Origin of the sequence: Tsukamurella sp. DT100, assembly GCF_049844855.1 — a bacterium.
Classification (GTDB): domain Bacteria; phylum Actinomycetota; class Actinomycetes; order Mycobacteriales; family Mycobacteriaceae; genus Tsukamurella.
In genome coordinates this window covers 211660-221680 of the sequence record NZ_JBNCLV010000007.1, presented here as the reverse complement: position 1 = coordinate 221680, position 10021 = coordinate 211660, and the positions used below count along the sequence as shown (strand labels likewise).

The 10021-nt window shown below is 71.6% G+C and carries 10 protein-coding genes; all 10 read right to left on the bottom strand.

What is annotated here, in order from left to right:
- Positions 1-13: 13 nt before the first annotated feature.
- Positions 14-1051, bottom strand: coding sequence for a Holliday junction branch migration DNA helicase RuvB (ruvB, locus tag ACLQ3K_RS18265; protein ID WP_224645190.1), 1038 nt, complete (start codon positions 1049-1051; stop codon positions 14-16).
- A gap of 51 nt (positions 1052-1102) precedes the next feature.
- Positions 1103-1702: a Holliday junction branch migration protein RuvA gene (gene ruvA, locus ACLQ3K_RS18260; RefSeq protein WP_426001004.1), complete on the bottom strand. Its 600-nt coding sequence runs from the start codon at positions 1700-1702 to the stop codon at positions 1103-1105.
- The gene (gene ruvC, locus ACLQ3K_RS18255; protein WP_224645189.1) at positions 1699-2286 is read right to left on the bottom strand and encodes a crossover junction endodeoxyribonuclease RuvC; all 588 of its coding nucleotides are present in this window, start codon (positions 2284-2286) and stop codon (positions 1699-1701) included. The genes ruvA and ruvC overlap by 4 nt, the downstream gene beginning before the upstream one ends.
- 88 nt (positions 2287-2374) lie before the next feature.
- On the bottom strand, positions 2375-4078 hold the full coding sequence (locus tag ACLQ3K_RS18250) for a VanW family protein (RefSeq protein WP_426001003.1): 1704 nt from the start codon (positions 4076-4078) through the stop codon (positions 2375-2377).
- Between the two features lie 69 nt (positions 4079-4147).
- Entirely contained in the window at positions 4148-4903 is a 756-nt protein-coding gene (locus ACLQ3K_RS18245; protein WP_224644976.1) for a YebC/PmpR family DNA-binding transcriptional regulator, read from the bottom strand.
- Positions 4904-4948: 45 nt separating this feature from the next.
- Complete coding sequence (locus ACLQ3K_RS18240) at positions 4949-6331, bottom strand: WS/DGAT/MGAT family O-acyltransferase (RefSeq protein WP_426001050.1); 1383 nt, start codon at positions 6329-6331, stop codon at positions 4949-4951.
- A 37-nt stretch (positions 6332-6368) separates the two neighbouring features.
- A complete protein-coding gene (pdxT, locus tag ACLQ3K_RS18235; RefSeq protein ID WP_426001002.1) occupies positions 6369-6974 on the bottom strand; it encodes a pyridoxal 5'-phosphate synthase glutaminase subunit PdxT in 606 nt (201 codons plus the stop codon).
- Between the two features lie 27 nt (positions 6975-7001).
- Positions 7002-7826: an acyl-CoA thioesterase gene (locus tag ACLQ3K_RS18230; protein WP_224644974.1), complete on the bottom strand. Its 825-nt coding sequence runs from the start codon at positions 7824-7826 to the stop codon at positions 7002-7004.
- A 20-nt stretch (positions 7827-7846) separates the two neighbouring features.
- Positions 7847-8650, bottom strand: a complete 804-nt coding sequence (locus ACLQ3K_RS18225; protein ID WP_426001001.1) for a PP2C family protein-serine/threonine phosphatase — start codon at positions 8648-8650, stop codon at positions 7847-7849.
- Positions 8647-9990: an RDD family protein gene (locus tag ACLQ3K_RS18220; RefSeq protein ID WP_426001000.1), complete on the bottom strand. Its 1344-nt coding sequence runs from the start codon at positions 9988-9990 to the stop codon at positions 8647-8649. Before ACLQ3K_RS18220 ends, ACLQ3K_RS18225 begins: the two co-directional genes overlap by 4 nt.
- Between the last annotated feature and the right edge of the window lie 31 nt (positions 9991-10021).

Below are 10021 nucleotides of genomic sequence, written 5' to 3'. Positions count from 1 at the left end.
CCGGGAACAGGCGTCAGAAGAGGCGTTCGTCCGGGTCGACGTCGGCGCGGACCTCGATGCCCGTGGCGAGTGCCCCCGCCGGAGGCTCCAGGCCGAGATGGTGCCAGGCGGCCATCGTCGCGACGCGGCCGCGCGGGGTGCGGGCCAGCATGCCGGCGCGCACGAGGAAGGGCTCGCACACCTCCTCGACGGTGCCGGGCTCCTCGCCGACGGCCACGGCCAGCGTCGAGACACCCACGGGCCCACCCCCGAAGCTGCGGATCAGTGCGCCGAGCACGGCGCGGTCGAGGCGGTCGAGGCCGAGCTCGTCGACGTCGTAGACCTTGAGCGCCCCGCGTGCGACGTCGACGGTGACCGTCCCGTCGGCACGGACGTCGGCGAAGTCGCGGACGCGGCGGAGCAGACGGTTGGCGATGCGGGGCGTACCGCGGCTGCGGCTGCCGATCTCCGCGGCGGCCTCCCGGTCGATGGTGATACCGAGGATCTTCGCGCTGCGCTCGATGACCTGGACCAGATCGGCCGTCTCGTAGAAGTCCATGTGGGCGGTGAAGCCGAACCGGTCGCGCAGCGGGCCCGTGAGCGCGCCGGACCGGGTGGTGGCCCCGACCAGCGTGAACGGCGCCACGTCGAGCGGAATGGAGGTGGCGCCGGGGCCCTTGCCGACCACCACGTCGACCCGGAAGTCCTCCATCGCGAGGTAGAGCATCTCCTCGGCCGGGCGGGCCATGCGGTGGATCTCGTCGATGAACAGCACGTCGCCCTCGACGAGGTTCGACAGCATCGCCGCGAGGTCGCCGGCGCGCTCGAGCGCGGGGCCGGACGTGACCCGCAGTGCCGTACCCAGCTCGCCCGCGATGATCATCGCGAGGCTGGTCTTGCCCAGGCCGGGCGGGCCGGAGAGCAGGATGTGGTCGGGGGTGCCGCCGCGGAGCTTCGCGCCGTGCAGGACCAGCTGCAGCTGCTCGCGGACCTTGGGCTGCCCGATGAACTCGTCGAGCGACTTCGGGCGCAGCGACTCGGTGTCGTCGCCCGTGAGCGCCGCCGGGCCCATGATGCCCTCGGCCTCGTCGAACTCGCTGCCCACCTCGTCGTCGTAGTGCATCTACCCGCGTCCCAGGGACTTCAGGGCGTCGCGCAGCAGTTCGGAGACGGACTTATCGGGCCCGGCCTCCACGGCCGCGGCGACCGCCGGTTCGGCTTGCTTCGCAGTGAACCCCAGGCCCTCCAGGGCGTCGAGGAGCTGCTGGGAGACGCCGCCCGCCGGCACCGTCGCCCCGGTGGCGCCGCCGCCGTCGGACGGCGCGGCCGAGACCTTGTCCTTGAGCTCGACGTGGATGCGCTCGGCGACCCGCTTGCCGATCCCGGGGATCAGGCACAGCGTCTTGAGGTCGCCCGCCGCGATCGCGGTCTGCATCTGCGCGGGATCGAGGACCGCGATGGCCGCCATGGCGAGCCGGGGCCCCACGCCCTGCACCGTCTGCACCAGGTGGAACAGCTCCTGCTGAGGTCCATCGGTGAAGCCGTAGAGGGTCTGCGAGTCCTCGCGCACGACCATCGACGTGAGCAGGAAGCCCTCGCTGCCCCGGGTGAGCGCACCCGCGGTGTTCGGCGCGACGAGGACCTTGTATCCCACGCCGCCGCACTCGATCACCACGTGATCCAGACCGATGTGCCGTACCTCGCCGCGCAGCGACGCGATCATCGCACTCCCCCCGTCACCTTCTTCGCCGCGCGGCGCTGCGCCGCGAGCCGTTGCTCGAAGACCTTCTTCTGTTCCGCCGCACGACGTTCCGCCTCCGCCATCCGCGCGATCATCGGCGCCCGCCAACTGTGGCAGACGGCGAGGGCGAGGGCGTCCGCGGCGTCCGCCGGCTCCGGCGCCTTCTGCAGCCCGAGGATCCGGGTGATCATCGCCGTCACCTGCGCCTTGCCCGCGTTGCCGTTGCCCGTGACGGCCGCCTTCACCTCCGACGGGGTGTGGAAGTGCACGTCGATGCCGCGGCGCGCGGCGGCGAGCGCGACGACGCCGCCCGCCTGCGCGGTGCCCATCGCCGTGGAGACGTTGTGCTGCGCGAAGACCCGCTCGACCGCGATCACGTCGGGTTCGTGGGTGTCCATCCAGAACTCCGCCGCGGTCCACACCGCCAGCAGCCGCTCCGCGAGCGGCATCGTCGCGGGCGTGCGGACGACGTCGACATCGAGCGCCGTGACCTTGCGGCCCGCGCCCGTCTCGACCACCGACAGGCCGCAGCGCGTGAGCCCGGGGTCCACCCCCATCACCCGCATCGCCGTACCTCCGCGCACCGTCGAACAGTCAAACCTTTGTTCGAGAGCATACCCGCCCGCCCGATGCCGGGAGGCAGCGACGCGCCCGCTACTCGCAGATGACGGTGGGCACCGGGTCGTACTTGACGGTGCGGGTGTGCCGGGAGATGACGTTGCCGCTCCGGGCGTCGGTGATCGTGCGGGTGTTGCTGGTGGTGAAGCCGGGCTGCCCGGTACTGGCGACGCAGTGCGGCCCCTTCGCGAGCCGGATGGTCGACGGCTGCGTCGGCAGGCTGCGGGAGCCGGTGCTCGACGACACCTCGCGGGTCTTGGTGCTCCACATCCGCACCGACACCGACGACGAGCCCGCGCTGGATTCGATCACGATGCCGTAGGGGGTGTCGTTGCGGAACTGCAGGTCGATCGCGCCCTCGAAGACGGTGGCCTCGCGTGCCTCGGGGTACCGCGAGATGTAGTAGCTGTGCTCGGTGTGGCCCGCGTCCTCGAGGCCGGCGAAGTAGGCCGCGTTGTACAGCGTGGTCGCGAACTGCGAGATGCCGCCGCCGACGGCCTTGTCGGGGCGGCCGTTGTTGATGATGCCGGACTCGACGTAGCCCTGCGCGGTGCCGCGGGGACCGGTGTAGCCGTTGAGGGAGAAGGTCTCGCCGGGCAGCACCACGGCGCCGTTCACCTGCTGCGCGACGCGGCGGATGTTCACTCCCGAGGCGTCGCTGAAGCCGCCGGTGGAGAACTCGCTGACCACCTCGCGCACGCCGAGTTCCTTGGCCTTCGCGGTCGAGACCTTGGGCTCGACGGCCTTGAACTGCGCGGTCGCGGTGCGGCCCTGGGTGGACTGCTCGGTGACGGCGTTGGTGACGGCGTCGATCGTCGGGTCCCACACGACCTCGCGGCCCGGGACGGCCTCGGTCACCGTCGGGGTGCCGCCCGAGAGGTCGAAGCTCGCGTCCTTGGGCTTGGCGACGGCGGATTCGAGCCGCGTGCCGAGGACTTTCTTCGCGGCCTCCCGGTCGACCTTGGGCGCGAGGTTGCCGGCACCGTCGGGCTGGAAGGACAGGAACGTGCCGATGTCGGCCCCGGAGACGCGGCCGACGGTGCCAGCGGCCACCTGTCCCGCGGCGTCGCGCCGCAGGACGACGTCGGAGGCGACCGCCTGTGCGGCGGCCCCGGTGGCGACGGAGCGCACCACGTCCGCGGAGACGGTGGGCGTCACGGCCTGCGTGGGGACGGTGATGTCGGTGGAGTCGGGCCAGGCGGCGGCGACGGCTTCGGCCGCCTTGCCCAGGTCGATCCTGTCGCCGGCCTTGGGCTCGACGGCCACCGGCTTGCCGCCCCGGTAGATCACGGCGCCGTCGCCGGCCTCCGAGGTCAGGGCGCCGGCGGCCTTCGTGATCGCGGCGTCGAAGACCTGCCGGTTCAGCGTGGACGCGGGGTGCACGTGCCGGTCGCTGACCAGGCCGATCAGGTCGCGCAGCGGCGAGCGCTCGTCGATCGCGCGCTGCACGGTGCCCGGCACGTCCATGGTCAGCCCCAGCTGTGCGGGCTGGAGCCGGACCTCGCCCTTGGCGGTGCGGAGCGTGATCGGCTCCGCGTCCACCCGCTTGGCGGCGCCGTCGAGGCGGTGGGTCGCATCGTCGCGTCCCAGCGCCCCGAACTCCACGCCCACCGCGGTGGCCCCGTGGACGGTCTCGGCGCGCCCCGACTCCCAGACGGCGGCACCGCCGGCCCCGAGCAGCAGGGCCGCCACCAGAGCCAGGGCCGGGGCGCGCCGCAGCGCTGTTCGGGTGGAAGTCACAACCTGAGAATATCCTGACGCATTATTACCGCACAGTAGGGGCGATGCGATACGGCAATCTCAGGGCACTCAGTCCTCGTCGAGCTCCGCGAGGACCTCGTCGGAGATGTCGACGTTGGTGTACACGTTCTGCACGTCGTCGCTGTCCTCCAGCGCGTCGACCAGCTTGAACACCTTGCGTGCACCGTCGGCGTCGACGGGGACCTCGACCGACGCGCGGAAGCCGGACTCCGCCGACTCGTAGTCGATGCCGGCCTCCTGCAGGGCGCTGCGGACCGCGACGAGGTCGGTGGGCTCGGAGATGATCTCGAACTGGTCGCCCAGGTCGCTGATCTCCTCGGCGCCCGCGTCGAGCACGGCCATGAGCACGTCGTCCTCGGCCTGGTCGTTCTTGTCCAGGGTGACGATGCCCTTGCGGGTGAACAGGTACGAGACCGAGCCCGGGTCGGCCATGTTGCCGCCGTTGCGGGTCATCGCCACGCGGACCTCGCCGGCGGCGCGGTTGCGGTTGTCGGTGAGGCACTCGATCAGCACCGCCACGCCGTTGGGGCCGTAGCCCTCGTACATGATGGTCTGCCAGTCGGCGCCGCCGGCCTCTTCGCCACCGCCGCGCTTGCGGGCCCGCTCGATGTTGTCGTTCGGGACCGAGGTCTTCTTCGCCTTCTGAATGGCGTCGTAGAGCGTGGGGTTGCCGTCGGGGTCACTGCCACCCGTGCGCGCCGCGACCTCGATGTTCTTGATCAGCTTGGCGAACAGCTTGCCGCGCTTGGCGTCGATCGCCGCCTTCTTGTGCTTGGTGGTGGCCCATTTGGAATGGCCGCTCATCGATCCCTCGATTCCGTTCGGGTGCGCTGCATCAACCCTGCGAGTTTACGTGAAAGCCTTCTCCAGCTCCGTCAACGCGTCCTCGAGGTGGTGGATGAGGCGCTGCACGTGCGGGACCGACGTCCGGCACGCGGTGATCCCGAACTCGAGATTCCGGTTGTTCGTGCAGATGGTGATGTTCACCGCCTGGCCCTCCCACGGGATCGACGCCGGGTACACGCCGTCGAGGTGCGCGCCGTTCCAGTACATCGCCTCGCGCGGCCCCGGGACGTTCGAGATGACCAGGTTGAACGGCGGACGCGCGACGCCCCGGTACCCGGGCAGCATGCCCGGCGCGAGGCCCGCGATGTTGGCCGCACTCAACGCCAGCACCTGCAGCGGGGACAACTCCCCCATCACCTTGCGCGCAGCGCGCACCGAGTCCTGGATCGCGGTGACGCGGGCCGCCGGGTCGGTCAGATCGGTCGCCAGCGTCGAGATCACCGCGCCGACGGCGTTCGACGACGACTCGGCGCCCTCCTTGTGCAGCGAGACCGGCACCATCGCCGTCAGCGACCGGTCCGGCAGCTCGTTCAGCTCCAGCAGGTAGGCCCGGAGTGCGGCACCGCACATGGCGAGGACGATGTCGTTGACCGTGGCGCCGGCCTTCTTCCGGACCGCGTCGATCCGGTCCAGGGAGTACGACTGCGCGACGAACCGCCGCGCGCCGCCGATCGGCACGTTGAAGATGGTGTGCGGGGCCTGGAAGGGCGCCTTGTAGTCGTGGTCGCGGATCGACGTGCCCGCGACCTTCATCGAGGCGGGCAGCATGCCCAGCACCTCGCCGGTGAGGCCGCCGATCTGCTTCGCCGCGCTGAGCGGGTTGAACGGCAGGCCCCCCTTCGACGGTGCCGCCGCCGTCTCCGGCTTCCGGCGGCGCCCGAGACCGGGCTGCCAGACGACGCGGCCCTCGCGGTCGTCGGGATCGGGCGAGAGCGCCAGGGTCATGTACCGCAGCGCGGAGACCCCGTCGACCAGCGAGTGGTGGACCTTGGAGTAGACCGCGAAGCGCCCGTCCTCGAGGCCCTCGATGACGTGCACCTCCCACATCGGACGGTGCCGGTCGAGCAGGGTCTCGTGCCACAGCGAGACCTGCTGGAAGAGCTCGCGGATGCGGCCCGGCTGGGGCAGAGCGGAGTGCCGGACGTGGTATTCGAGGTCGATGGAGTCGACCTCGGACCACCAGGTGTTGCCGAGGATCCCGACGGGGTCGGCTGGCCGGCGACCGAACTTCTCGCTCACGGCGACGTGCGAGCGCATCGTCTCGACCACGGAGCGCACGAAATCGGGTCCCGCGCCCTCGGGCGGCGTGAACAACTGCAGACCGCCGACGTGCATCGGATGCTCGCGGGACTCCGCCATCAGGAACATCGAATCGGTCACCGGCATGTAGCTCACGACGCCACTCCCCTCTGCGGCGGCGGTGTCATCCCCGCCGGACGATGTCCACGAAGCGACGGTGGATCCGCAGATCGCCCGTGACCTCGGGATGGAAGGATGTGGCCATCGTCACACCCTGTCGAACAGCGACAACCGTACCCGCCGTCGAGCCGGCCTCCGCAGGCACCCTCGCCAGCACCTCGACGCCCTCGCCGACCCGCTCCACCCACGGCGCGCGGATGAAGACCGCGCGCACGGGATCGCCGTCGACGCCCTCGACCGCGAGGTCGGTCTCGAAGGAGTCGACCTGCCTGCCGAAGGCGTTCCGACGCACCGTCATGTCGATGGCGCCGAGGCACCGGGCGTCGGGACGGGTGTCGAGCACCTCCGAGGCCAGCAGGATCATCCCCGCGCACGAGCCATAAGCCGGGAGCCCGCCGGCGAGCGCCTCGCGGAGCGGGTCGAACAGGTCGAAGACGCCGAGCAGCCGGCTGATGGTGGTCGACTCCCCACCGGGGATGACGATGCCGTCGACGGCGGCGAGGTCCGCCGCCGTCCGCACCGCCGTCGTGGCGGCTCCCGCCGCCTCGAGCGCGTGGCGGTGCTCGCGCACGTCACCCTGGAGAGCGAGGACTCCGATCCGTACGGTCACGGGGAGCCAGCCTAAACGGCGGCGCGGTCACGCCCGGAAGCGGTGCAGGCCCTCCTGGATGACGACGGCGACGAGCGTGCCGTCCTGGGCGAAGATCCGGCCCGCCGTGAGGGCGCGCCCACCGCCCGCGGACGGGGATGTCTGGTCGTAGAGCAGCCACTCGTCGGCGCGGAAGGGGCGCAGGAACCACATGGCGTGGTCGAGGGAGGCGACCTGGGTGTCGACACCCGGGTGCGCAACCCGCGCGGAGCCGAGCAACGTCATGTCGCTCATGTACGCCAGGGCGCTGACGTGGATGTTCAGATCGTCGGGCAGGCGCTTGATATGTCGGAACCAGACCTGCTGGTGCACCGCCCGGCCGACGTACGGGACCGTCTCGTCCTGCGGCACGATCCGGATGTCCCAGTCGCTCCACTCCTCGAACAGCCCGAGGCTCTCGCGGGTGGCGTTGGGGTCCTCCCGCGGGCTGAGCACCGACTCGGGGTCCTGCGTCGGCGGCATCTCGTCGGCGTGCTCGATGCCCTCCTGCCCCGGCAGCTGGAAGGAGGCCGACATGGAGAAGATCGCCTCGCCGTTCTGGACGCCGTTGACGCGGCGCGTGCAGAAGGACCGGCCGTCGCGGATGCGATCCACGAGGAACACCGTGTCGGCGTCCGGGTTGCCGGGGCGCAGGAAGTAGCCGTGCAGCGAGTGCACCTGCATGGCGTCCGGGACGGTCTCGATCGCCGACCGCAGGGCTTGGCCGGCCACCTGGCCGCCGAACGTCCGGACCAGCACCGACGGTGCGTGAATGCCGCGGAAGATGTCGCGGTCGATCTGCTCGAGACTCAGCAGCGCTTCGATGTCAGCCACGAGGGATGACTCTACTCAGGTCACCAGTCCGGATCGGTCGGTTCCGTGGTGGCGTCCACCACGATCACCGTGACGTTGTCGCGGCCGCCGGCGTTGAGCGCCGCGGCGACGAGCTGGTCGGCGCACTCGTCGATCGGCACGTCGCTCTCGAGGATCTGCCGGATCTCGTCGTCCGTGAGCTCGCCGTTGAGGCCGTCGGAGCACACGAGCAGCTTCTCGTGCGGCTGGGCCGGCACGATCCAGAAGTCCGCGTCGGGCTCCATGCCGGCACCCAGTGCGCGGGTGATGACGTTGCGGCGCGGGTCGACGCGGGCCTGCTCGGGGCTGAGGAAGCCGCCGCTGATGAGCTCCTGGACCTGCGAGTGGTCGACCGTGAGCTGCTCGAAGTAGCCCTCCGCGAGCCGGTAGGTGCGCGAGTCGCCGATGTTGACCACCAGCCAGTGCGGCACGCCCTCGTAGGTGGTGAGCAGGACGCCGGTCACCGTGGTGCCCGCACGCTTGCCGGTCTCCGAGTCGATGGCCTCGATCGCGGCGTGCGCATCGCGCAAGCGGTCGACGACCTGCTCCATCACGACCTGAGCGTCGGCCGGCTCGGGGCCGAAGACCTCGGCCAGCGCCTCGAGCGCGGCCGCAGAGGCCACCTCGCCGGCGTCGTGGCCGCCCATGCCGTCGGCGAGCAGGAACATGCCGGGGCCGGTGAGCGCACCGTCCTCGTTGGTCAGGCGCACCCGACCGGGATTACTGATGGCGACCCACTTCATGGACACGCCGCCCTGCACCCCGTAGACGATCTCGGAGCGCGCCTCCCCCGCTTCTGCCGTCATCCGCCGAACACCTTGAAACTGCGCTGACCCATGTGCACGACGCTGCCCTTCTCCACGGCGTACCTGACTCCCTTGGTGAGCTCGGTCCACGAGTCGCCGAGGGCGATCGCGGATCCGTTGGTCGAGCCCACGTCCTCCACCCACAGTTCACCGCGGGTGATGCCGAACAGCAAGTGGGTCTTCGACACCGAGGCGGTGTCGTCGACCAGCACGTGCTTGGTGACCTTCGCCGGGTCCGCGCTGGGCGGGACGACCGGCTCGCGGCCGATGATGCCGTCGCCGCGGACGTCGACCGAGTGACCGTCGTCGAAGCGCAGGACGATCGGCGCCCCGCCCGCGGGGGCGGGCGCCGCCGGGCGCGGCTGCTGGGGCTGGCCCTGCTGCGGCTGCCCCTGGAGCGGCTGACCGCCCTGGGGCGCGACCGGCCGGCCGGCGGGCGGGCCGACGGGCGGCTGGCCCTGCACCGGCCCGCGCGGCTGACCGCTGGGACCGGTGGGCCCGCTGGGGCGCGGGGCGAACTGCTGGGGCGGCTGCGGCTGCGAGGCCTGCGCCGGCGGGGGCGCGAAGGCCGCGGCGGGCGGCAAGCCGGTCGTGGGCTCGTCGCCCCCGGTGGGCGGCGGGCCGAAGCGCGGCGGGATCGGGCGCAGGCCCGGCACGTCGTCCGGGAGCGGCGGGAGCGACGGCGGCTGCAGCCGCTCGCGCGGCTCCCCGGTCTCGACGACCTCGGTGGCCGCGCCGGCGGCGACCGCGTCGACGCGGGTCTCCTCCGGCAGCGGGGTCGGGATGCGCTGCAGTGTGTTGTCGGAATCGCCGGTCACGAGGCCGCCGAGCGGGCCCGACGGTGCGGGCGCCTGCGCGCGGGCCGGGTTCGCGACGTCGGCATCGTCGACGACGGTCGACGTGGAGGCCTTCTCGTGCACGCCGCGGCGGCCACCGTCGGCGAGGATCGACCAGGCCGGGAGGTAGACGAGCGGCGCCAGGACGTTGAAGACGACCGAGCGGATCGCGGACGACGGGAAGCCGATCGGGCGGTGGGAGTTCGCGTCGACCACCTTGAGGCCCGCGAGCAGCTTGCCGGGGCTGGCGCCGTAGACGCCGTGCAGCACGATCGACGCGATGATCGCGACCGCGGCCCCGACGCCGAGGAACACCCAGCCGAGCTCGAGCCCGGCCACGACGTTGACGATCAGGGCGATGGCGACCACCGCCGATGCGAGACACAGGTCCGCGATGTACGCGAGCACGCGCAACACGTTGGGCGCGGCCTCCACCTGCGACCCGCCCAGGGACGTCTGGGCCCCGTACCCCCGGGTGGCCCTGGCCGTTGCTTGGTCTGACATCCTCCGCCTCACTGCTTCCACTTCGATCCCG

Coding starts and splice junctions, on each gene's coding strand:
- ruvB (WP_224645190.1), bottom strand. CDS start 1,051: ATGGGCCCGGCGGCGCTCACGGGCGACGACACCGAGTCGCTGCGCCCG.
- ruvA (WP_426001004.1), bottom strand. CDS start 1,702: ATGATCGCGTCGCTGCGCGGCGAGGTACGGCACATCGGTCTGGATCAC.
- ruvC (WP_224645189.1), bottom strand. CDS start 2,286: ATGCGGGTGATGGGGGTGGACCCCGGGCTCACGCGCTGCGGCCTGTCG.
- ACLQ3K_RS18245 (WP_224644976.1), bottom strand. CDS start 4,903: ATGAGCGGCCATTCCAAATGGGCCACCACCAAGCACAAGAAGGCGGCG.
- ACLQ3K_RS18240 (WP_426001050.1), bottom strand. CDS start 6,331: ATGCCGGTGACCGATTCGATGTTCCTGATGGCGGAGTCCCGCGAGCAT.
- ACLQ3K_RS18225 (WP_426001001.1), bottom strand. CDS start 8,650: ATGACGGCAGAAGCGGGGGAGGCGCGCTCCGAGATCGTCTACGGGGTG.
- ACLQ3K_RS18220 (WP_426001000.1), bottom strand. CDS start 9,990: ATGTCAGACCAAGCAACGGCCAGGGCCACCCGGGGGTACGGGGCCCAG.